At 65.1% G+C, this 22,772-nt stretch carries 15 protein-coding genes; 4 read left to right on the top strand and 11 right to left on the bottom strand.

Annotated elements, in window-relative coordinates; translation table 11 throughout:
* Nucleotides 1-115: 115 nt before the first annotated feature.
* Together CK489_RS20655 and CK489_RS20650 are read right to left on the bottom strand one after the other, a co-directional pair.
* Nucleotides 116-1,549, bottom strand: coding sequence for an aldehyde dehydrogenase family protein (locus tag CK489_RS20655; protein ID WP_050631275.1), 1,434 nt, complete (start codon nucleotides 1,547-1,549; stop codon nucleotides 116-118).
* Between the two features lie 195 nt (nucleotides 1,550-1,744).
* Nucleotides 1,745-4,111, bottom strand: a complete 2,367-nt coding sequence (locus CK489_RS20650) for a thiamine pyrophosphate-binding protein (RefSeq protein ID WP_095733487.1) — start codon at nucleotides 4,109-4,111, stop codon at nucleotides 1,745-1,747.
* 130 nt (nucleotides 4,112-4,241) lie between these two features.
* On the opposite strand from CK489_RS20650, the gene CK489_RS20645 reads away from it, so the two are divergent.
* Nucleotides 4,242-4,703, top strand: coding sequence for an Lrp/AsnC family transcriptional regulator (locus CK489_RS20645; protein WP_016841346.1), 462 nt, complete (start codon nucleotides 4,242-4,244; stop codon nucleotides 4,701-4,703).
* A gap of 397 nt (nucleotides 4,704-5,100) precedes the next feature.
* Nucleotides 5,101-6,783 carry a Spy/CpxP family protein refolding chaperone gene (locus CK489_RS20635; protein ID WP_198960968.1) on the top strand — a complete coding sequence of 561 codons (1,683 nt, stop codon included), beginning with the start codon at nucleotides 5,101-5,103 and terminating at the stop codon, nucleotides 6,781-6,783.
* Nucleotides 6,784-7,198: 415 nt separating this feature from the next.
* Here the strand turns inward: CK489_RS20635 and CK489_RS20625 are convergent, their stop codons facing one another.
* Together CK489_RS20625 and CK489_RS20620 are read right to left on the bottom strand one after the other, a co-directional pair.
* Nucleotides 7,199-8,500 (bottom strand): cytochrome P450, encoded by a 1,302-nt coding sequence (locus CK489_RS20625; protein WP_245350442.1) that lies wholly within the window; start codon nucleotides 8,498-8,500, stop codon nucleotides 7,199-7,201.
* A 393-nt stretch (nucleotides 8,501-8,893) separates the two neighbouring features.
* Nucleotides 8,894-10,066, bottom strand: a complete 1,173-nt coding sequence (locus tag CK489_RS20620) for a fumarylacetoacetate hydrolase family protein (RefSeq protein WP_095733744.1) — start codon at nucleotides 10,064-10,066, stop codon at nucleotides 8,894-8,896.
* 147 nt (nucleotides 10,067-10,213) lie between these two features.
* Here CK489_RS20620 and ppk2 point away from each other — a divergent pair, with 147 nt between their 5' ends.
* Nucleotides 10,214-11,176 (top strand): polyphosphate kinase 2, encoded by a 963-nt coding sequence (gene ppk2, locus CK489_RS20615; protein ID WP_143278191.1) that lies wholly within the window; start codon nucleotides 10,214-10,216, stop codon nucleotides 11,174-11,176.
* Nucleotides 11,177-11,568: 392 nt separating this feature from the next.
* Nucleotides 11,569-12,447, top strand: coding sequence for a transporter substrate-binding domain-containing protein (locus CK489_RS20610; protein WP_050629626.1), 879 nt, complete (start codon nucleotides 11,569-11,571; stop codon nucleotides 12,445-12,447).
* A gap of 62 nt (nucleotides 12,448-12,509) precedes the next feature.
* Here CK489_RS20610 and CK489_RS20605 read toward each other — a convergent pair whose 3' ends face one another.
* The 7 genes from CK489_RS20605 to CK489_RS20575 all read right to left on the bottom strand — a co-directional run bounded on the left by CK489_RS20605 (nucleotide 12,510) and on the right by CK489_RS20575 (nucleotide 22,655).
* Complete coding sequence (locus CK489_RS20605) at nucleotides 12,510-13,178, bottom strand: amino acid ABC transporter permease (protein WP_050629627.1); 669 nt, start codon at nucleotides 13,176-13,178, stop codon at nucleotides 12,510-12,512.
* Between the two features lie 73 nt (nucleotides 13,179-13,251).
* The gene (locus CK489_RS20600) at nucleotides 13,252-14,511 is read right to left on the bottom strand and encodes an NAD(P)/FAD-dependent oxidoreductase (RefSeq protein WP_095733485.1); all 1,260 of its coding nucleotides are present in this window, start codon (nucleotides 14,509-14,511) and stop codon (nucleotides 13,252-13,254) included.
* Nucleotides 14,512-14,516: 5 nt separating this feature from the next.
* Nucleotides 14,517-15,275: an SDR family NAD(P)-dependent oxidoreductase gene (locus tag CK489_RS20595; protein ID WP_095733484.1), complete on the bottom strand. Its 759-nt coding sequence runs from the start codon at nucleotides 15,273-15,275 to the stop codon at nucleotides 14,517-14,519.
* A gap of 83 nt (nucleotides 15,276-15,358) precedes the next feature.
* Nucleotides 15,359-16,441: a zinc-binding dehydrogenase gene (locus tag CK489_RS20590; protein ID WP_095733483.1), complete on the bottom strand. Its 1,083-nt coding sequence runs from the start codon at nucleotides 16,439-16,441 to the stop codon at nucleotides 15,359-15,361.
* 117 nt (nucleotides 16,442-16,558) lie between these two features.
* A complete protein-coding gene (locus CK489_RS20585) occupies nucleotides 16,559-20,176 on the bottom strand; it encodes an autotransporter domain-containing protein (protein ID WP_245350441.1) in 3,618 nt (1,205 codons plus the stop codon).
* Nucleotides 20,177-20,632: 456 nt separating this feature from the next.
* The gene (locus CK489_RS20580) at nucleotides 20,633-21,622 is read right to left on the bottom strand and encodes a DMT family transporter (protein ID WP_095733742.1); all 990 of its coding nucleotides are present in this window, start codon (nucleotides 21,620-21,622) and stop codon (nucleotides 20,633-20,635) included.
* A 193-nt stretch (nucleotides 21,623-21,815) separates the two neighbouring features.
* Nucleotides 21,816-22,655 carry an aldo/keto reductase gene (locus CK489_RS20575; RefSeq protein ID WP_095733741.1) on the bottom strand — a complete coding sequence of 280 codons (840 nt, stop codon included), beginning with the start codon at nucleotides 22,653-22,655 and terminating at the stop codon, nucleotides 21,816-21,818.
* Nucleotides 22,656-22,772: the final 117 nt, after the last annotated feature.

The following is a 22,772-nucleotide window of genomic DNA, read 5'->3' as shown; positions in this document are numbered from 1 at the left end:
GGTTATGGGTCCCGGCTTTCGCCGGGACGACGATAAAAACTTCTGCCGCCAAAACGTCTGACGCCGGAGCAGTTTCCCGCCCCGGCGCCAGAATGTCGTCACTCGTGCGGTCGGCTTACGCGGCGTTGTAGCCGGCGACCGCCTTGGCCTCGAGGTATTCCTCCAGGCCGTAACGGCCCCACTCGCGGCCGTTGCCGGACTGCTTGTAGCCACCGAACGGCGCGGTGCGCTCGTTCGGCACGCCCTGCAGGTTGACGTTGCCGGCGCGGATCTGGCGGCCGACGCGGCGCGCGGTTTCCACGGTGTCGGCCGAGACGTAACCGGCGAGACCATACGGCGTGTCGTTGGCGATCTTGACGGCTTCAGCTTCGTCCTTGGCGCCGAGGATGGTCAGCACCGGTCCGAAGATCTCCTCGCGGGCGATCGTCATGTCGTTGGTGACGTCGGCGAAGATGGTCGGACGGACATAGAAGCCCTTGTTGACGCCCTCGGGCAGGCCCGGGCCGCCGGCGACGAGCGTTGCGCCCTCGTCGATGCCCTTCTGGATCAGCGCCTGGATCTTGTCCCACTGGCCGCGGTTGACCACCGGACCGATCGTGGTGCCGTCCGCACGCGGATCGCCGGCCTTGGTCTTGTCGGCGACGCCCTTCGCGATCGCGGCCACTTCCTTCATCTTGGAGAGCGGCACGATCATGCGCGACGGCGCGTTGCAGGACTGGCCCGAGTTGTTGAACATGTGCATCACGCCGCCGGTCACCGCCTTGGCGAGGTCGGCACCCTCCAGGATCACGTTCGGCGACTTGCCGCCGAGCTCCTGGCTGACGCGCTTCACGGTCGGCGCCGCACGCTTGGCGACGTCGACGCCGGCGCGGGTCGAGCCGGTGAACGAGATCATGTCGATGTCGGGGTGCTCGCTCATCGCCGCACCAACCTCGGGACCGAGGCCGTTGAGCAGATTGAACACGCCCTTCGGCACGCCGGCTTCATGGAGGATTTCCGCGAAGATCAGCGCCGAGGTCGGGGTAAACTCCGAGGGCTTCAGGATCATGGTGCAGCCGGCTGCGAGCGCGGGCGCGACCTTGCAGGCGATCTGGTTGAGCGGCCAGTTCCAGGGCGTGATCATGCCGACGACGCCGACCGGCTCGCGCACGATCACGGCGGTGCCCATGGTCTCCTCGAACTCGTACTTCTTGAGCACTTCGAGGGTGTTCATGAGGTGACCGAGGCCGGCGCCGGCCTGCAGCTTCTCGGCCATCGGCAGCGGCGCGCCCATCTCGTCGGAGACCGCGGCGCCGATGTCCTTCATGCGGCCCTTGTAGACCTCGACGATCCTGGTGAGCAGCGCGATGCGCTCCTCGCGGCTGGTCTTGGAATAAGTCTCGAACGCGCGCTTGGCGGCGGCAACTGCCTTGTCGACATCGGCCTTGGAGCCGAGTGCAACCTCATACATCGCCTCTTCGGTCGCCGGATTGACGACGGGAGTGGACTTGCCTTTGACGACGGGATCGACCCAGGCGCCGTCGATGTAGAATTGCATGCGATTGACCATCGGAAACCTCTTGTAGGGGGCGTATGGAATTGGGAACGGAAAGCGTTCGGCAGGCATCCTTGCACGAAAGCAGGGCGAATTGAACCCGCCATATGCGGGGCGCGGCTCGTGCACGCGAACGGGATATAAGGTCGAAGCCTGAGGCGCGGCAAGACTCCAACCGTCGTCCCGGCGAAGGCCGGGACGACGCTGTGGCTACACCGCCATCTTGCGATGCCGCACCGGGGCGCCGGCCGACACGCTTTCCGCCGCATCGATGATCGCATTGGCGTCGATGCCGTAATGGCGGTAGAGGTCGGCGATCGTGCCGGTCTGGCCGAAATGCTCGACGCCGAGCGCCTCGAGGCGGTGACCGCGCACGCTGCCGAGCCAGCCGAGCGTTGCCGGATGGCCGTCGATCACGGTCACGATGCCGCAGTCGCGGCCGAGCGGTGCCAGCATGCGCTCGATATGACTCAAATGCTGCGCGCCGCGGCGGTCGCGGCGCAAATTCCGTGCGGCGGACCAACCCGCATAGAGCCGGTCGGCCGAGGTTACCGCCAGGAGACCGACATCGCGGTGGCTCTCGCCGATCAGGCCGACCGCCTCGATCGCCTCCGGCGCGACGGTGCCGGTATACGCGATGACGATGTCGCAGTTCGGGCCCGGCTTGCGCATCCAGTAGGCGCCGTCGGTAATGTCGCGCTGCAGGTCCGGCGTCATGATCCGTTGCGGCTGCTCCAGCGTCCGGGTCGAGAGTCGCAAGTAAACCGAACCACCCTCGGCGCCCTCGCGCTGCATGTGGCCGAAACCCCAGCCCATGATCACGGCAAGTTCATCGACGAAGGCCGGATCGAACGAAGCGAGCCCGTCCTGCCCCATGCCGATCAAGGGTGTCTTGATCGACTGATGCGCGCCGCCTTCCGGCGCCAGCGAGATGCCGGACGGCGTCGCCGCCACCATGAACCGTGCGTCCTGGTAGCAGGCATAGTTCAAGGCATCGAGCCCGCGTTCGATGAAGGGATCGTACAGCGTGCCGACCGGCAACAGCCGCGCGCCGTTGATCTGCTGCGACAGGCCGAGCGCCGAGAGCATGATGAACAGGTTCATCTCGGCAATGCCGAGCTCGAGGTGCTGGCCCTTGGGCGAATACTCCCAGGTATAGGCCGACGGGATCTTCTCCTGCCGGAACAGGTCGTGGTTCTCCGCCTTGGCGAACAGTCCGCGGCGGTTGACCCAGGCGCCGAGATTGGTCGACACCGTGACATCGGGCGATGCGGTGACGATGCGCGATGCGAGTTCGCTGTCGCCGCGCGCCAGTTCATGCAGCACGAGACCAAAGCCCTGCTGCGTCGACATCTGCGCCGACGCCTTGAAGGCCAGTCGCTCCGGCACATCGATGACGGGCGCCGACAGCCGGCGCCGGCCCTCGCGGTTGAACGGCGCCTCGGCCAGGAAGGCCTCGAGCTTGGCAGGCTCTTGCGACAGGCCCTCGAACTTGTCCCACTCATGACCGGTGCGGATGTTCTGCGCGGCGCGCCACTTCTCCATCTGTGCCACCGTCATCAGGCCGGCGTGGTTGTCCTTGTGGCCCTGCATCGGCAGGCCGACGCCCTTGATCGTGTAGGCGATGAAGCAGACCGGGCGATCATGGTCGATCGCCTCGAACGCCTCGATCATGCTCGCCATGTCGTGGCCGCCGAGGTTCGACATCAGCGCCAGCAACTCGTCGTCGCTGCGGCGGTCGATCAGCGCGGTGACCGGCCCCTGATCGCCGATCTCGTCATGCAGCCGCTTGCGGAACGCGGCGCCGCCCTGGAAGCAGAGCGCCGCATACATCTGGTTCGGGCAATTGTCGATCCAGCGCTTCAACGCTTCGCCGCCGGGCTCGGCGAACGCCTCGAGCATCAGCTTGCCGTATTTCACGATCACCACGTCCCAGCCGAAATTGCGGAACATGGTTTCGAACTTGGCCCACAGCCCCTCGCGTACCACGGCGTCGAGCGACTGCCTGTTGTAGTCGACCACCCACCAGGTGTTGCGCAGGCCGTGCTTCCAGCCCTCCAGCAGCGCCTCGAAGATGTTGCCCTCGTCCATCTCGGCGTCGCCGACCAGCGCGATCATGCGGCCCTCGGGCCGGTCCCCCAGCCAGCCATGCGCCTTGACGTAATCCTGCACCAGCGAGGCGAACAGCGTCTGCGCCACGCCGAGACCGACCGAGCCGGTGGAGAAATCGACGTCGTCGGTGTCCTTGGTGCGCGACGGATAGGACTGCGCGCCCTTGTAGCCGCGGAAATTCTCCAGCTTGTCGCGAGTCTGGTGGCCGAACAGGTACTGAATCGCGTGGAACACCGGGCTCGCATGCGGCTTCACCGCGACGCGGTCCTGCGGACGCAGCACCGAGAAATACAGCGCCGACATGATGTTGGCGAGCGAGGCCGACGAGGCCTGGTGACCGCCGACCTTCAGCCCGTCGGTCGAGGGCCGCACATGGTTGGCGTGATGGATGGTCCACGACGACAGCCACAGCACCTTGCGGGCCAATGCTGTGAGCATGTCGAGGCGTTCAGGCGCGATACCCATGGCAATACTCCGAGCGATATTGCGGATGTTACTGCCACGGAGACCGCCGAAAATCTCAATTCCACGCGACAACACAGAAAAAATTGGGATAAATTCCCACGATCTGGCCGCAACTGACGAGTTCATCCCAATGCCTGCCCTCGATGCCATCGACCGCAAGATCCTGAGTCTGCTCCAGACCGACAGCCGCATGACCATGCAGGAGCTCGCCGACAAGGTCGGGCTGTCGGTGTCGCCCTGCCATCGCCGGGTCAAGCTGCTCGAGGAGCGCGGCGTGATCTCTCGCTACATCGCCACCGTCGACCAGAAATCGATCGGGCTGCATGTCTCGGTCTTCATCTCGATCAAGCTGGCGCGGCAGAAGGAGGAAGACCTCAACCGCTTCGCGCGCGCGATCTCCAAATGGGACGAGGTGCTCGAATGCTATTTGATGACCGGCAATCGCGACTATCTGTTGCGCGTCGTCGCCGCCGACCTCTCCTCCTATGAAGCGTTCCTGAAGAACAAGCTGACCCGCCTCGACGGCATCGCCTCGATCGAGTCGAGCTTTGCGCTGAGCCAGGTGAAGTATTCGACGGCACTGCCGGTGTGAGCGCGCTGTGTTGGATCCCACTTGCGCCAAGCTCTCGATGTCGTCCCTGCGAAAGCAGGGACCCATACTCCGCGGCGTATGCGATGAACGGGACTCGTCGTTCCGACATCGCTCACTGTCACCATTCGTGGTTATGGGTCCCTGCTTTCGCCGGGACGACACCGAATATGTTACGCGGCCGGCGGTCATGGATAAGCGTTCTCGCGACATGATTTGTCCGGATCTTGCCTCTCGCTCCGCCCTCCCTTGAACAGAGGGGAAAGCCAGGCGGATCGCAGCGCGGAACAACCGGCCCGCAAAGAGTTGCGCGCAGTTCACTTCGCGGCAGGAACCGGGCGGCGATGTTAAGAGTTGATGTCAGGCAGTATTGAGTGTTTTGACACAAGTGAGAACGAACATGGCTCGCCGTAGACATCCATGGTTGGCACTCGCCGCAATTCTCGCGACCGCAGCATCGCTGACGCTTCTCGCCGATCCCGCACAGGCGGCCCGCGGCGGTGGCGGTGGTCACGGCGGCGGTGGCGGCGGTCACGGTGGCGGTGGCGGCGGTTTCCACGGCGGCGGCGGTGGATTTCACGGTGGCGGCGGTGGCTTCCATGGCGGTGGCGGCGGCTTCCACGGCGGCGGGTTTCGCGCGGGTGGTTTCCACGGCGGCGGCTTTCACGGCGGCGGGGCCCGCGCGGGCGGATTCCATACCATCCATGCGGCTCCCCATGCCGCGACAAGGATGGGGCGCAGCGGCGGCGCGCGGCAATTCCATGCCGTTCACAATCCGGCCATGGCCCACAGCCCGGCCGTCGGCCACAATCCGGCCGTCTCGCACGGCGTAGCCGCGGGGCGCCAGGCGCCGTCGGCCGCCGCGATGCGGCGCAACGCCAGCGCTGTCGGCCGCACTTTGTCCTCGCGTCCAGTCACGGCCGCCTTGCGCAGCCCGGGCGGCTTGCGCAACCCGGCGGCGCGCGCCGCGGTCATGACGGCTGCCGCCGGCGCAGCCTGGGGAATTCACAACAACAATGGTGGCTGGTGGTGGCGCCATCCGCATGGCGGTTTCGGCTGGATCGGCCCGGTGTTCTGGCCCTACGCCTATTACGATCTCTACGATTACGCGTGGTGGGGCGACGACTACGACCCGTACTTCTGGGACTATGGCTACAACGACATTTATACCGGCCTGTTCGGTCCTTATGACTACGATGCCCTGAGCGGCTATGCCTACTATCTGCCCGGCTACGCCGGTCCGCGGCCGCCGGTCACAGGCCGATCCGGCGCCCGCGCTCAGACCGCGACCCTCGCGGACATGTGCGGCAGCGACAGAAGCGATATCGCGGGCTTCCCGATCGAGCAATTCCGCAGCGCCATTCAGCCCAACGCCGAGCAGAGCGCAGCGCTCGATGAACTCGCCAGCGCATCGCAGAAGGCCTCCGAGACCATTCTCAATTCATGTCCCAAGGACGTGCCTGTGACCGCGCCGAGCCGCCTCGCCGCGATGCAGCAGCGCCTCCAGGCCATGCGTGATGCGGTCGGCATCCTGCAACCGGCGCTGGAGAAGTTCTACGGGCTGCTCAGCGACGACCAGAAAGCCAAGGTGACCGCGCTGGCGGCAAATCAGCAACGCGGCACGCGTGAAGCGACGTCCGGCAACGGCAACTGCAACGCCGCGCAACCGGCCGCCATCGCGTGGCCCGGCGACGTCATCGAACGCGACGTCAGGCCGACCGACGCCCAGCGGGCGAGCCTCGACGCCTTGCGGGATGCGGCAACGAAGGCCGAGGACGCATTGAAGTCGTCCTGTCCGCCCAGCGATGCGCGCACGCCGCCGGCACGCCTTGCGGCGGTCGGAGCAAAACTCGATTCCATGCTTCAGGCGATCGGGACGGTACGCCCGGCCCTCGACACCTTCTACAGCGCGCTCAGCGACGAGCAGAAGGCGGCGTTCGACGCGATCGGTCCCGAGCGCGACGGCGGCAGGAGCGCGATGGCCGCCGCAAGCGTCGACGAGCCGCCGCGAAGCCATCATCGCCGCCGCCACCATCACGGTCCGAATATCGGCGGCATGATCTTCCGGATGATCGGCCTGTAGGGCTCGCCGTCGCCTCTCGCATTGGCGGCACCACCGCGATGCCGCCTGCGCGCTACGGCGCGATCCAGATGCCAATCATGATGATCGCCAATGAGACGGCAATCACGAGCACATCGGTCGTGAGCCACCCCGGCATTCCATTTGCTGGCTGCTTGCTCATGTCCGCGACTCCCTCTGTTCGCGCCGAGCCACCATGCTGAAGCGGATAACGCACCAACGCGCGTGAAGCAGATCACACCGGACAGGAAATAATGATTGTCAAAATTTTTTCGCGCGTAGCGCGCGCAAGTTGCGACGTACGATCTATCTTCCGCTCAGGTTTCTGAACATGTTCGACAACGCCGGCCGCTCCGGCAGACACTAGCACATCCGCGCGCGCGTGCGGACTCGCATGGAAACATTTGCGCAATGCCTGCTACGGCGCAGACCTCCGGCTGATCGTCATCGGCAGCCCGTGTGCCGGACGCAGCGTGATGCGCTGGAGCGGTTGCACGTCGGCGTGCGGCAGCAACCTCATCTCGAAATCGCGCATCAAAGTCGCGAGCACGATGGTCGCTTCCTGCAAGGCAAACGACGCGCCGATGCAGGTCCGCGGCCCGACCCCGAACGGCAGATAGGCGAACCGCGGAATTGCGCCGCGGGCCTCCGGCAGGAAACGCGAGGGGTCGAACGCATCGGGGCGATCCCACAGCTCGCGATGCCGATGCAGCACATAGGGCGCGATCACGATCAGGGCGCCCGGCCCGACCGTCAGATCGCCCAGCCTGTCCGCCTCGCGCGCCATCCGGCTGAGTGCGGCGATCGGCGGGTAAAGGCGCAGCGCCTCCTCGATCACCGCCCTCGTTACCGTCAGCCGCGCAGCGAGTTCATCGTCCGGATCGGCCAGTTCACGCGCCGCCTCCGTCACGACGCGCGATCGCCATTCAGGCGACTGCGACAACAGGAAGATCGACCAGGCGAGCGTGTTCGCCGTCGTCTCGTGTCCCGCGGAGAGAAAGGTGAGAATGTTCGAGCGGATTTCCTTCAGGCTGAGTTGCCGCCCGGTCGAAGGATCCGGCGAACGCAGCAGCAGGGTCAGCAGATCGTTGGGGCCTTCGACGGGACTGGCATGCCCTCGACATCTCGTGTCGATGATCCGGTCGATCACGGCCTCGAAATAGGCCATCGTCGCGCGCAGGCGGCGATGCCCCGGGCGCGGCACGAATTTGGGCACCCCGAGCAGATCGAGCGCGCCGATGCGGCCGATCACGCCGAAATAGGCATTCATGGCCATCCGGAATTCATCGATGTCGCTGCCGATGCCATCGGAAAAGATCGTCAGCGCGAGAACGTTCAGCGTGACCAGGGTCATCTCGGCTGCAACATCGAGCGTGGCGCCGGATCCCATCCTGGTCCATTTTGCCGCCAGCTCGTTGGCAGCCGCCAACATCGGCCTGGTGAAGGAGGTAACGGTACGAGGCGCGAAGGTCGGGGCGAGCGTTCGCCGCTGCATCTCCCAACGCTTTCCTTCGACACTCAGCAGGCCGTCGGACAGTCCCGACGAGAGGATGCGGCGCTGGATCGTGTCCTTCGGGTAGTTCTCCGAATTGTCCATCAGCACGCGCTTGATGGCGCGCGGGTCGTGAACCACGAATGTGTCGGTGAATGGCAGGCGCAGCTTGACGATCGGCTGCCGAAAGAAATCCGCGCTCCAGCACTCGAGCGGATTCCGCCGCAATCTGGTCAGCAGCTCAACAAATCCAAGCCGGCTTTGCGGAGGACGCGGGACAGGAGGACAATAATCGGCTTCGTGGCACTGCAACATGGGCCACCGTGAAAAAAGTTCAATGTACCGGCGAACAATATCAAGAAAAGCGATCGGTTCCTCAAGCGCTTCGTATTACAGCACGAAATGACGGCGGGCGCGGCCGCGAGGAGTCCGGCACCGGCGGTGGGTCGGCCTGCCGCATCGTTCGTTGAGCTACGACGGATGAAGCCGGTCAACCGGCCCTATGTTTCTCCTCACAGCCCGTAGGGTGGGTTAGCCAAAGGCGCAACCCACCGCGATGCTCTCGCGCCGAAGATGGTCGGATGCGCTTTCGCCAACCCACCCCAAGCACGACGCTTTGCCTCACAGCACCTTGCGCTGCGCAAGGTTCTTCATCAACGCACCGACGCCGAACGTCCACGGCTCGCATTCGTCGCTGCCCCGCATCCGGTTGACCAGCTTGCCGAGCTGGGGCGCCGCGATGGTGACGATGTCGTCGCGCTTGTGGGTGAAGCCCTCGCCCTTGGCGTCGCGGTCCTTCACCGGCGCGAACATCGTGCCGAGGAACAGCGCAAAGCCGTCGGGATACTGATGCACTGGGCCGATGGTTTGCGCGACGAGATCGGTCGGGTCGCGGCTGATCTTGGAGATCGAGGAATGGCCCTCGAGCACGAAGCCGTCCGCGCCCGTCACGGTCAGGCCGACATCCATCTTTCGGACGTCGTCGAGCGAGAAGGTCTGATCGAACAGCCGGAGCAGCGGGCCGATCGCGCAGGAGGCATTGTTGTCCTTGGCCTTCGACAGCAGCAGCGCCGAGCGGCCCTCGAAGTCGCGCAGGTTGACGTCGTTGCCGAGCGCGGCGCCGACGATCCTGCCAGCACCGGAGACGACGAGCACGACCTCCGGCTCGGGATTGTTCCAGGTCGACTTCGGATGCAACCCGGCATCCATGCCGGTGCCGACCGACGACAGCGTCGGCGCCTTGGTGAACACTTCGGCATCGGGGCCGATGCCGACCTCGAGATACTGGCTCCACGCGTTCTGATCGATCAGCACCTGCTTCAGCCGCATCGCCTGCTCCGAGCCCGGCTTCAGCTTGGAGAGATCGTCACCGACCAGCCGTACCACCTCCTTGCGGATTGCCTCCGCCGACGACGGATTGCCGCGCGCGCGCTCCTCGATCACCCGCTCCAGCATCGAGATCGCGAAGGTGACGCCGGCGGCCTTCAGCACCTGCAAGTCGACCGGCGCGAGCAGATGCGGCCTCGCCTTGTCGCGGCCGTCAGGCGGCGTGTTGGTGAGGATCGTCTCGAAATCGCCGACCCGCTCGCCGCGCGTGGCGCGCAAAGCGCCGGCAGGATCGGCTTCCTCGCATAGCGCGCTCACGGTGGGGAAACGCGCAGTGACGTCGAACACGCCGTCCGCCCGCACCGCGACCACGGCGGGTCCCCCCGCCTGCGGCAGCCAGACCCGTCCGACCAGCGTGCCGGCTGCGCCGTCCTCCGGCAGAACGTCTTTTGGCGTGAGCGAAATCATCGGCATCTCCCATTTTCGTGTTGTTGGCGCTTGTTAGCACAGTCGCGGCGCCGGCGTGAAACAGCGGTCATGCCAATGTCATAGAGGGGTAACATCGCCCGTCAATGCTCCCGTCGATCCATCTAACACACTGAAAGACGGACCTTCATGACCGCTCCCCACCTCACCGACGAAGCCGCCCACGAGGAAGCACTGCGCGACGAAGGCTCCCGTGAGGAAGCTTTGCGCGCCCGCATCCACCAGGAGATGGCCGACAACCTCGACGAGGAACTCGAGCTCGAACTCGATGACATCAGGCTCGACGAGCTCGACCATGACGGAGAGGCCGGAAAGCCGTCGATCGACCGCAAGTTCTACTTCCGCGAACTGCTGCGGCTGCAAGGCGAGCTGGTCAAGCTGCAGGACTGGGTGCAGCACGAGAAGAAGAAGGTCGTGGTGCTGTTCGAGGGCCGCGATTCCGCCGGCAAGGGCGGCGTCATCAAGCGCATCACCCAGCGGCTCAACCCGCGGGTCTGCCGCATCGCGGCGCTGCCGGCGCCGAACGAGCGCGAGCGCACGCAATGGTATTTCCAGCGCTATGTCTCGCATCTGCCGGCCGGCGGCGAGATGGTGCTGTTCGACCGCAGCTGGTACAACCGCGCCGGGGTCGAGAAAGTGATGGGGTTCTGCTCCGACGAGCAGTATGAGGAATTCTTCAACTCGGTGCCGGAATTCGAGCGCATGCTGATCCGCTCCGGCACCATCCTGCTGAAATACTGGTTCTCGATCACCGACGAGGAACAGGCATTCCGCTTCTCGATGCGGATCCAGGATCCGCTGAAGCAATGGAAGCTGAGCCCAATGGACGTCGAGGCGCGGACCCGCTGGGAACTGTACACCAAGGCCAAGGAGACGATGCTGGAGCGCACCCACCTGCCTGACTCTCCGTGGTGGATCGTCGATGCCGCCGACAAGAAGCGCGCCCGGCTCAACTGCATCTCGCATCTGTTGAGCCAGATCCCCTATCAGCACGTCACCCACCAACCGGTGGTGCTGCCGCCGCGGGTGCGCAACCCGGACTATCACCGCGGCCCGATCCCGCCGGAAATGTACGTGCCGGGACGGTATTGAGCGAACTGCCTTTCGCCGACTTGTACTTTCTCCCCGGATCGCATCTCGCGATGCGATCCGACCGACCTCTACCGCCGCGCCCCATCGCGCGGATGAGGCACGCCTGTGGATTTTCTGAATAATAGAATAATGCCCCTGATTTGCCCGACGTGTCAAGTTGCCGTGTCGAATGCCGGCACGCCCGCCGACTCCTTTGCATGGGGTTGTTTTCCAGCATTTTGGTGGTGCGCTCCTGCGGAGATGGGCAACGTGCGATAGCCCTGCCGTAAACGGAGCAAGGTGAAGGGATAGGCATCCCCTCTTCGCCACGCCTACCAATGGTGCAGACGCGTGCCCTTGCTGGCACCGGAACCCGACGCTAGGCTTCCCCGATCTGGTGCAGGGAGGCCCGCTTGACTCAATCCGACGACATCAAGATTTCCGAAGATCGCCGCGACGCGCTGCGCTATGCGCTCGGGATCGGCAGCGGCGCGGCGCTCGCGGCCGCGATGGCAACCCCGGCCGCGGCACAGACGCAAGCCGACAATACGCTGGATCGCATCCGCGCCAACAAGGTGCTGCGGATCGCGGTGCTGCCGGGCGAGCTGCCCTATTTCAACAAGGACCTCGCCACCGGCACCTGGTCCGGCTTCTCGATCGAGATGGCCAACGATCTGGCGAAACTGCTCGACGTCAAGCTGGAATATGTCGAATCGACCTACGGCAATTCAATTCTTGATTTGCAGGCCAACAAGATCGATCTCGGCTTCGCGCTCAACCCGACCCCGCAGCGCGCGCTGGTAGTCGATTTCACCAACCTCGTGTTTCCGCACCCGTTCGGCGCGATGCTGAAGAAGGGGCTGGAGGCCAAGACCTGGGCTGACATCAACAAACCGGAGGTCAAGATCGCGGTCGACGTCGGATCGGCCAATGAGGCCGTGGCGCGGCGCTTTGCGCCGAACGCCACCATCAAGTCGCTGAAGTCGCGCGACGAGGTGATGCTGGAAATGTCGTCGGGCCGCGTCGATTGCGTCGTCAACGCGCTGGTGCTCGGGCTGACCGCGATCGCCAAGAACCCCAACCTCGGCACCTACAAGATCCTGGCCTCGCCCTCGGTGACGATCGCGAGCGGCACCGCAGTGCGGCGCGAACAGGACAAGCGCTGGCGCGATTTCCTCTCGGTCTGGATCGACTACAACCGCGGCATCGGCCAGATGCGCGAATGGTTCGTCAAGGGCCTCGGGCTCGCCGGCGTCAAGCCGGAGGACGTGCCGGTGGAGCTGAATATCTGAGGGAGCGAGCCGATCGTTTCCTCACCTCTCCCCGTAAGAACGAGAAGAGGGAGAACTAAGCCTCACACCTTGTCGTAGGTCAGTCCGCGCTCCAGCCGCCTGGCCACTAGCGTCGACGGGAACAGGATCGCGAAATAGATCAGCGCCACGACGGTGTAGACTTCGAGCGGCCGGTAGGTGTCGGCGTTGATCAGGGTTGCGTTGTAGACGAGGTCGGGCACCGCGATGATCGAGACCAGCGAGGTGTTCTTGAGCTGCGTCACCGACTGGTTGACATAGGGCGCCATCATCGGCTTCAGCGCCTGCGGCAGGATCACGAGCCGCATCAGGCGCCAGCCGCGGAATCCGAGCGCCTTGGCCGCGTCCCACTGCCCGACCGGCACGCTTTCAATGCTGCCACGCACGATCTCGGCATAGAACGCGCCGCCATAGAGCGACAGCACGCTGACGGCGGCGACATGCGCCGGGATGTTGACGCCGATCACGACCGGAAACGCGTAGTAGAACCAGATGATCTGCACCAAGAGCGGCGTGCAGCGGAAGGTTTCGATATAAGCGATCAGGAGCCAGTCGATCACCGGGATGCGCCGCAGCCGCAGCATACCGACGATCAGGCCGATCAAGGTGCCCAGGATGATGGTGCCGATCGTATAGGCGATGGTCCAGCCGAGCCCGAGCCAGAACAGATGGCTGTACTTGGCGAGGATCCCGAAATCCCAGACGTAGTTCATCCTGCCCCTCGGTTGCCCCGCGTTCCCCTCGGCGTGGCCTGATGCCCCAGCATCGCAGGCAGCTTCATGCGTGTCACGCGATATACCGCTCCGGCGCAAATCCCTTCAGCTCGAATGGCGGCGCTTCACCCGCGATCATCGCGGCGATCGCCGCGCCCGTTCCGGGACCGGTGGTGAAGCCGATATGCTGATTGCCGAAGGCGAGCCAGAGCCCGCGATGCCGTGGCGCCGGCCCGATCATCGGCAGGCTGTCGGGCAGCGTCGGCCGTGCGCCGCGCCAGCGCTCGCCGACCGCATCGCCGAATTCGACCACGCTGCGCGCCATCGGCACGACAGTCTCGAGCTGCGCGTAGTTCGACGGCGCGTCGCGCGCGGTGAGCTCGACGCCGCTGGTGACGCGAATCCCCTGCTCCATCGGCGTCATCAGGAAGCTGCCCTCGGCATCATGGATCGGCCGCAGCAATTTGCGTGCCGGGTTCGGCACGAAATGCTGGTGATAGCCGCGCTCGAATGCCAGCGGCACGCGGTAGCCGAGCGGCCGCAGCAGCTCCGCCGACCATGGGCCAAGCGCAACCACGACATGGCGCGCGGCGATCTCGCCATCGGCAAGCTGCACGCGCCAGCCGTCGCCTCGCGGGTCGATCCGCTGGATTTCAGATCGCCTGACCGTGCCGCCGCTATTGGCGAGCAGCTGCGCATAGGCCTTGACCACCGCGCCCGGCGAATCGACCGATGCCGTCTGGGTGTGCAGCAGGCCGACGCTGTAGGCAGGAATGATGTTCGGCTCGAGCGCGGAGATCGCCTGGCGATCGAGCACCTCGCTCTTGATGTCGAACTCGGCAAGCGCCGCCTGCTCCGCCTTCGCGGCCGCGAGCCCGTCGCCACGCCAGGCCTTCAGCCAGCCGGTCTCGCGGATGCGATGGCCGGCGCCGGCCTGCACGATCCAGTCGCGATGCAGCGTCAGCGACGTTCCGATCAGGCCGTGCAGCGCTGCGGCGCGCGGCTTGGTCTGCGCCGGCGTCGCCGTGGCGAGGAAGCGGATCACCCAGCCGGCATTGGCAATGGCCCATGGAAGATTCCAGCGCAGCGCCGGGTGCGTGTTGGTGAGATATTTCGGCAGGTTCTTTAAAAGCGACGGCGTGTTGAGGGGCAGGATCGAGCCGGACGAGATGATGCCGGCATTGCCGTACGAGGTCTCGCTGCCCGGCTCGCGCCGGTCGACGATGACGACGGAGAGCCCGCGCCGCTGCGCGGCAAGGCTCGCCGAGACGCCGACCATGCCGGCGCCGAGCACGACGACGTCAACCTGCTGTGCTGGCGTGCCCTCGCTCATGCCCGTCACATCAGGGTCAGGCCGCCATCGACCGGCAGCGTCGCGCCGGTGATGTGGCCGGCTTCCGGCGACAGCAGGAAGGCGACGACGGTGGCAACCTGGTCGGGCTCGGCCAGCCGCTGCATCGGATTGGCTTTCGCGACGCGCTCCCAGGTCGCGGTATCCAGCGCGCCGAAGAGGCCGGGATCCTTGCGCGTATAGCCGGGCATCACGGCATTGGAAGTGGCGCCCGATGCGGCGAGCTCGATCGCCAGCGACTTCACCAGCACTTCGAGCGCGGCCTTCGCCGCGGCCGATCCAGGATAGGTCGCACCCGGCACGAAGCGATGCGGCCCGAAGCTCGACACCGCGACGACGCGGCCATGCGCGCTGCGCGTGAGGTCGGTCAGCGCGGCGGCTGCGATCTCGTGGAAGGCCGCCGCCATCACGGCGAAGGCGCGCTCCAGCGCCTCGCGCGGCAGGCTGGCGAATTCACGCCGGTCGGCAAAGCCCGCGGCATGCACGATGTTATCGATCGGCCCGAACACGGCACGCGCTACCTCGACCAGCGCGGTGCCCGCGCCGGCCGCGGCGAGATCGCCGGTCTGGATCTCGACCTTGGCGCCCTTGTTGCGGCATTCCTCGGCAACCGCAATCAGCCGCGCAAGGCCGGCGGCGTCGGCGCCCTGGCCGTGCAGCATCAGAGATTGATCGTGACCGGCAAGCCGGCGCGCGACCGCGGCACCAATGCCGGAGCCGCCTCCCGTGATGATTGAAACGCGCATGAGATAGGTGCTGTCAGTACTTCCGAGGACAGCGAACTATAGGTTCGATGCCGCGAAATGCAAACCGCGCCGCCACCTTCAGTTCACCGCCACGGCTCGACCAGGATCTTGGTATGCGCCTCCGGATTGGCGAGGTCGGCAAACGCCTGCGCGACCCCGTCGATGCCGACGCGGCCGGTGACCAGCGAAGCGGCATCGACCTGGCCTTCGGCGATCAGGCGCAGCGAATAGGCGAATTCCTCCGGCGTGTAGCCGAGTACGTACTGGACGTTGAGCTCCTTGATGATGCCGAGCATCGGCTCGGACTTGTCGGTCTCCATGCAAACGCCGACCACGACCACGCGAGCGCTGCGCGGGGCGCCCTCGAACACCTGCTGCAGCACGCCGGGCACGCCGACGCATTCGAAGATCAATGCGGGCTTCAGCGGCGGCAGCAGCGCCTGCATCGGCGGCCGCGCCGCCCTCTCAGCTTCGGACATCTGGGCGTGCTCGGCCCAGCTCGCATAGGGCTGCGTCTTGGCCGGGTCGACCACGACATCGGCGCCCATCTTCTCGGCAAGCAGCCGCCGCGCCGGCGAATAATCCGCGGCGACGATCGGGCCGAGCCCCCTGATCTTGAGCGCCGCGATCACCGCGAGCCCGACCGGTCCGCAGCCGATCACCAGCGGCACCTCGCCGCCCTTGATGTTGGCCATCGCCACCGCGTGCACGCCGACCGCAAGCGGCTCGGTGAGCGCTGCACGCTCGGCGGAAAGGCCGTTCGGCACTTCGAGCAGCAGCGGCTCGCTGAGCAGCATCTGCTCGGCATAGCCGCCAGCATAATCGTTAGAATAGCCGATGCCCTTCGGGCCCTCAGGTGTCAGCAGCGCCGGCAGCGAGCAGACGCGCGTGCCGGGCTTCAGCTTGCGGGTGGTGCCCGGGCCGTAGTCGAGCACCTCGCAGCAGAACTCGTGGCCGAACACGACGTCGCGCGACAGGTCCATCGGCGTGCGGCCGGGCAGGAACTTGCTCAGCTCCACCATGCGGTGGGCATGCTTGCGCGCGTGCAGATCGGAACCGCAGATGCCGCAGGCGAGCGATTTGACCAGCACCTGGCCGGCACCCGGCTTCGGCTCCGGCATCTGGTCGACGACAATCTCGCCGTTTCTGAAGATCGCTGCGCGCATGTTTCCTCCGCGTGGGTTTTGTCCCACTCATTTTGATGCGTATTTCGTCCCGCGAAATGTCTATCGCGGATCACGTCCGCGGCAGGCTTTCGTTGCAGGACGCTATAGCATGGAGGGTCACCACGTATAGCGCATAACACCCTTGCCGGCGTAGGACTGGGTGGCGCCGGAGAACTCGCCCTCGAAGGTCGCAGCCGTCGACCAGCCGTTGCGCCACTTCATCTCGAGCGAGGCCGTGGTCAGCGCGGAGTCGCGTGCCTGCGCTGCGCCATTGACCACGAAGGCTGCGCCGGGCAGCGCCTGGAACACGGCGCCGACCGTGCGATCCGGGTTGAAGTCATGCGCCCAGGCGAGGCGACCGCGCAGCGTCAGCACGCTGGTCTCGAGCGCGAACGACTTGTCCGTGCGCAGGCCGAGCTCGCTCCTGACGTCGGTGACGCTCTTCGCCGCATAGTTCAGCGCGAAAGCGCCGCTGCCGGAGATCACGCTCTCCGCATAGGCCGGCAACTCGAAGCTGGTGAACTGCGCGGCAGCGTAAGGCGTCAGCCCGATCCACGGCATCGCGTAGCGATAGCCGCCTTCGAGCCGGCCCGACCACGCATTGGCGTTGAAGTTGGCGCGCAGATGATCGTTGCCCGCGGCAGTGACGATACGGTCGGTCGTGATGTCCTGCCAGCCATAGGCGAGCGCCGCGCTCAGATAGGCCGCGCCGACGGTGTGGCGAACGAAAGCACCGGCCTGGAACAGGTCGGAGCGGCCCCAGCCGAGACCATTGACGCTGAAGCTGGTGCCGCCGCCGGCGAGCGCAACACCGGCGGTCGTATTCGTTGAGAAGCGATAATCAGCGCCGACAGCGGTGCCGTAGACGCTGCTGCTGCTGTTGTTCGAGCCCAGCACCGCATTGCCGCCGGTAGTCTGCGAGCCGCCATAGCCTGCCGCCCACACGCTCCAGCGCTGCGCGAAATCGAGTTGCTGCGGCGGCGCCTTGGCGTAGATCGCGGCCAGCGCGTCGCGCGGCTCGAACTTGCGCGCCGCATAGGCGAGCGTTGCGCTCTCCTCGGCGAACGGCACAGCGCCCGCGCCACCACCAACAGCGCCATCGCGGCCGGCGACGAACGGATCGGTCAACAGCCCGAGGAACTGGTTCATCGCGTTGAACGTCGCCTGCTGCGATCCGGTTGCGCCCTCACCCGACGCCTGGGTCAGGCCATTGGGCGAGAGCCCCGCATAGGCAACGTTGATGCCGCCATTGGCATTGAAGAAGTTCTGCAGCGTGGTGGCGACATTGCTCTGGTTGACGTTGAGCTTCGATGTTGCGCGATAGTCGAGCGCGAAGTTGAGATAGGCATTGTTCGCGTCATAGCCGAGCGTTGCGACCAGACCCGACGGCAGCCCGGTTGAATCGACGCCGGCGAACGTGCCGCTGCGGCCACCGGCCGCCGACAGGATGGTGTATTGCCTGGCGATCGTACTGCCGGCGGCAACGCTGGCGCCGACCGAGCCGGCAAGCGTCGCGGTACCGGTTACCTTGGCTGATGTCGACGCGGAGGAATTGAGTCCGACGAGATACAGCGCACCGGATTGGAAGGCGAGATTGCCTGCCACGTTGAGGAACGTGCCCGGCATTGCATTGCCGGGCATCAGGATGCCGCCGCTTGCAATCGTCGTATTGCCGACCGTGCCGCTGCCGGAGAGCGCACCGCCTGAATTCACCGTCACCGAGTTCGACGACACGATCGAGCCGTCGACTTGCAGGACGCCGCCATTGACGACCGTGCTGCCGGTATAGGTGTTGACGCCCGATAGGATCAGCGTGCCGCTGCCGGTCTTTTCCAGATTGCCGGGCCCAGCCGGGCCGCAGCCGCAGGGATCGACATCGGCGATCACGCCGCTGACATTGGTCGAGAGGTTGTTGCCGCCGACGGCGAGCGTGTTGCCGCTGCCGATATAGTAGGTGCCCGAGCCCGCGATCGAGCCTGCCGTGATGCGGCCGTCGCCGTTCGGTCCAAGGCTGCCGCCGAAGTCCACGAAGCCGGTGCCGTTGGTGATGAACTGCGCGGTGCCGCCGGTCGAATTACCCGCGAATTTGACGTTGGCCCCGCTCTCGGTGGTGATCGTTGCGTTGCCGGCCGTTGCGTAGGCGTCGAACATCAGTGCGCCGCCGGAACGGTTGATGATCGTCGCGTTGCCCGCGGTCGGCGCTTCCGTCAAGCTGAAGCCCGAGGTGCCGAAATAGGTCAGCCCGCTATTGTCGATCGTCGCGTTCGCCGCGGTGCTGTTCTGGAAGAAAGCGGTGTAACCGGTCGCGGTCGTGGTGATCGTCGCCGACCCGGCCGACGAGAATTCGAAAAACTGGGTCGAGCCACCATTGTTGCCATTAGTGATGGTGGCCTGACCCGCATTGGTGTGGCCCAGGAACACAACGCCGCCGCCATCATGGTTGTCGAACACGGCCTTGCCGGCCGTGCTGGTGTCCGAGCCACCGGGAGGACCAAGCGCGTCGCCGAACACCACGGTGCCGCCGTTGGTGTTGGTGAAGGTGGCATTACCGGCAGAACTGTTGTCGCGGAAGATCGTCAGGGCACCGTTGGTATTGCTCACGGTCGCATTGCCCGCGGTACTGCTGTCGCGAAACTCCGTGATGCCGGAATTCACGTTGACGATCGTCGCCGTTGACGCGGTTGTGGAATTGTAAAACGTCGTGGTGGCGATCCCGCTGAAGCCATCGTTGACGATCTTGGTAATACCCGACGTGTTGGCATTGACGATGTCGAACTTGCCGTCGACGACGACGTCGCCGACGATCGAGGCGGTGTGGCCGGCATCGCCGAGTTGCAATGTCGCGCAATCGCAGATCGAGGTGCCGCCGGTATAGGTGTTGGTGCCTGTCAGCGCCACGCGGCCGAGGCCGCCCGAGGAGTCCAGCACCGTCAGCTTGCCGGAGCCATTGCCGTCGGCGATGTTGCCGGCGATCGTGAGCGTTACGCCGTTGGCGTCGATCGCGCTGCCGATCGCCGACGTGTTGATCTTGAAATTATTGCCAAAGGTCAGATTGCTCAGGCCATCGGCCTGGAATGAGGCGTTGTCGAGCGTGACCGTGCCTGACCCGACCGACCTGTTGTTGGTCACCTGCACATTGGTGCCCTGTACCAGCGTGCCGCCTGAATAAGTGTTGACGCCGGACAGCACCGTAAGGCCACCACCGGTCGTATCCGTCAGTCGCAACACCCCGGTGCCGGCGTTGCCGTTGGCGATGACGCCCGGCAGCGTCAGCACCACGCCCCTGTTATCAATGCCGCCGCCTGGCGCATTTATGTTGAAGCTGTTGGTGAAGGTCAGATCGCTGGCGCCGTTGGCCTGGAAGACGCCGCCGTCGAGGGTCACTATTCCCGAGCCGACCGAATGGGTGTTGGTCACCTGCACCGTGCCGGCCGAGATCTGCGTCCCGCCGGTGTAGGAGTTGTTGCCGGACAGGATCAGCGTGCTTGCGCCGAGCTGCTTCACCTGGGCGACAGGGGAAAATTCGCCGATATTGTTTGAAATGGAAATCGTCTGCGACGCATTGGCGAGGTTGAAAATGCCCCAGACGCCCGAACCGAATTTGATGTCAGCTCCGCTCACCGTATAGGATTGCGAGTTCTCGGTGAACGTCCAGGAGTACGGTGTGATCGCGCTGGTGACGTTGATCGTGCCTGACCCCGCCGCATCGAAAATCGCGGATTGACCGTTCGTCACCGGCGGTGCACCAGCCGGCGGATTCGACCAGTTGGTCCCAACGCTGTAGTCCGACGTCGCTGTCGTGCTACCGGAGCCGCCCCAAGTGTAGATCTGAGCTTGTGCCGGATTTATTGAAAGCAGGCTTACGACGGCGAAAGCACAAAACAGCAATGCTGCGAGGCCTCGGTGCAACCGGCGCCGAAACGACAAATGAAAACGCACTGCAACTACCCCAATGCCCCGCGCTCTGCGGCCCTAAAGCGCGCAACCTAGCATGTGCGTCCCGGGATGACTTGGAGATCGCGTTCTGGTCTCCTGCGCGAACAGGGAAAACCGGCTCTTTCCGGGCCGATTGTTGCACCCGTGCAACGCTAGTAAAGGCAGACTTCTCAATCTGTGCACGATGTCGCAGGGGCATCGCCCCTTCGGGCTATGATACCAATTGCCGCGATTCTCGCACGGCTAGCTCGCCGGTCAGGCGTTCGGCGACGGCTCGCCGGCCGCGGTCAGCAACTGCGACCGTCTGACGCGCTCGCGATGCGCGGTGTAGAGGCCGGAGGCGACGATGAAGCCGGCGCCGAGGATGGTCCAATGGTCGGGCACTTCGCCGAAAATCATGAAGCCGAGGACGCTGACCCAGAGCAGCTGCGTGTAGGAGAACGGCGCGAGCACCGACGCATCGCCATAGCGGAACGCCAGCACCACGATCCACTGTCCGACGGTGGAGGCAACGCCGATCAGGATACCGAACATGATGTCATGCCAGCTCGGCGTGACCCAGACGAACGGCACCAGCGCGCTGACGATGGCGACGCCGACGATCGACGAATAGGTCATGACAGTGACCGGGCGCTCGCTGCCGCTCATCATGCGCGTCAGGATCAGCGTGCCGGCCCAAGCCAGCGCGGAGACAATCGGGAAGATCGCGGCGGGATGGAAAGCGCTGGTGCCCGGCCGCAGGATGATGAACACACCGGCGAGGCCGACCGCGGTCGCGATCCAGCGCCGCATGCCGACCCTCTCGCCGAGGAAAGCGATCGACAGCGCGGTGACGAACAGCGGCGAGACGAAGCTGGTGGCCGAGGCCTCGGCGATCGGCAGGAAGCCAAGGCCCGTGATGAAGATCAGGGAGGAGCCGAGCAGCGCGGCGCCGCGCAGCACATGCAGGCCGGGACGGCTGCTGCGCAGCGCGAACAGCGGCGATCCGGGCAGCATCGCCGGCGTCATGATCAGCGCGAACACCAGGAAGCGGATCCAGGCGATCTCGATCGAAGGCAGCGAGGACGAGAGATATTTCGCGGTGACATCGGAGGTGCCCAGAAACACCGTCGACAGCAGGATCAGCGCAATGCCCTTGAACGGCCGGTCGGTGCGCGCCGGCGCCTTACGCGCCAGGCTTGTCTTTGCGGGCAATGAAAGGGGAACGCTGTCCAGCCTGGCGGCTACGGCGGGGGGCGGTGTCACGGCAATCTCGATGAGCAAAATAACGGGGAATCTGCTATCGTACAGAACCCCAATTCCGCCGCGAGAACAATGCCCGAAAACGGGACTCCGATATGCGTCAGCGCGCGCGACGGCCCGTCGCAGCCTGCGCGCGGCCGCAACTGCAACAGTTTGTTAAGAACTGTGTGAAGCGGGGCTGGATGAATCCCGGGAATTACAGCATCGGCAGCGAGCGCGGCTTCGGCCCGCGCGGGAACGCCGCGTCGAGCGCGGCGAGTTCGTCGCCGCTGAGCCTCAACGTTCCCGCGGCTGCATTCTCCGCCGCGTGATCCGCGTTCGATGCCTTGGGAATCGCGAGCACCGACGGCAGCCGCGTGAGGAAGCTGAGCGCGACCTGGCGCGGCGTCGCCTTGTGCTTCTCCGCGATCGATTGCAGCACCGTGCCGGACTTGCTCGACGGCGAGGGAAAATCATTGTGGCCGAACGGCGAGTACGCGACCACGGCGACGCCATGCTGCTCGCACCACGGAATCACGGCGTGCTCGATCGCGCGCTCCTGCAGATGGTAGAGCACCTGATTGCAGGCGATCTTGCCCTCGCCTGCGACGTCGAGCAGTTCGTCGAGATCCTCGGTGTCGAAATTGCTGACGCCCCAGGAGCGAATCTTGCCGGCCGCGATCAGTTCGTCGAACGCCGCGACCGTCTCAGCCAGCGGGTAGGTTCCACGCCAGTGCAGCAGGTAGCAATCGAGCCGATCGGTCTTCAATCGCTTCAGCGAGCGCTCGCAGGCGGTGATGGTGCCACGCCGCGAGGCGTTGCTCGGCAGGACTTTCGAGACAAGGAATAACCCGTCACGGCGGCCAACGATCGCATCCGCGATCACGAGCTCAGCGTCGCCATACATCTCCGCGGTATCGATATGCGTCATCCCGGCATCGATGCCGCGCTTCAACGCAGCGACGGCCGCCTTGCGGTCACCACGATCGAGATACCAGGTGCCCTGCCCGATCACCGAGACCTGCGGGCCGATGTTGCCAAATTTTTTTGTCTGCACGATCGCCTCGTTCTGCGTGGTTGGGTTCTCGCCGCACGAAGATAGAGGAAACAAGCAATCATGTCTCCACACCGTCGTTCCTGCGAAAGCAGGAACCCATAACCACGGAACTACATG

Origin of the sequence: Bradyrhizobium sp. UFLA03-84 (assembly GCF_002289535.1) — a bacterium.
GTDB classification, from domain to species: Bacteria; Pseudomonadota; Alphaproteobacteria; order Rhizobiales; family Xanthobacteraceae; genus Bradyrhizobium; species Bradyrhizobium viridifuturi.
Note: the sequence above shows the minus strand (reverse complement) of the source record. Positions and strands in the feature narration are given on the sequence as shown.

Coding starts and splice junctions, on each gene's coding strand:
- CK489_RS20655 (WP_050631275.1), bottom strand. CDS start 1,549: ATGGTCAATCGCATGCAATTCTACATCGACGGCGCCTGGGTCGATCCC.
- CK489_RS20650 (WP_095733487.1), bottom strand. CDS start 4,111: ATGGGTATCGCGCCTGAACGCCTCGACATGCTCACAGCATTGGCCCGC.
- CK489_RS20645 (WP_016841346.1), top strand. CDS start 4,242: ATGCCTGCCCTCGATGCCATCGACCGCAAGATCCTGAGTCTGCTCCAG.
- CK489_RS20635 (WP_198960968.1), top strand. CDS start 5,101: ATGGCTCGCCGTAGACATCCATGGTTGGCACTCGCCGCAATTCTCGCG.
- CK489_RS20620 (WP_095733744.1), bottom strand. CDS start 10,066: ATGATTTCGCTCACGCCAAAAGACGTTCTGCCGGAGGACGGCGCAGCC.
- ppk2 (WP_143278191.1), top strand. CDS start 10,214: ATGACCGCTCCCCACCTCACCGACGAAGCCGCCCACGAGGAAGCACTG.
- CK489_RS20605 (WP_050629627.1), bottom strand. CDS start 13,178: ATGAACTACGTCTGGGATTTCGGGATCCTCGCCAAGTACAGCCATCTG.
- CK489_RS20600 (WP_095733485.1), bottom strand. CDS start 14,511: ATGAGCGAGGGCACGCCAGCACAGCAGGTTGACGTCGTCGTGCTCGGC.
- CK489_RS20595 (WP_095733484.1), bottom strand. CDS start 15,275: ATGCGCGTTTCAATCATCACGGGAGGCGGCTCCGGCATTGGTGCCGCG.
- CK489_RS20590 (WP_095733483.1), bottom strand. CDS start 16,441: ATGCGCGCAGCGATCTTCAGAAACGGCGAGATTGTCGTCGACCAGATG.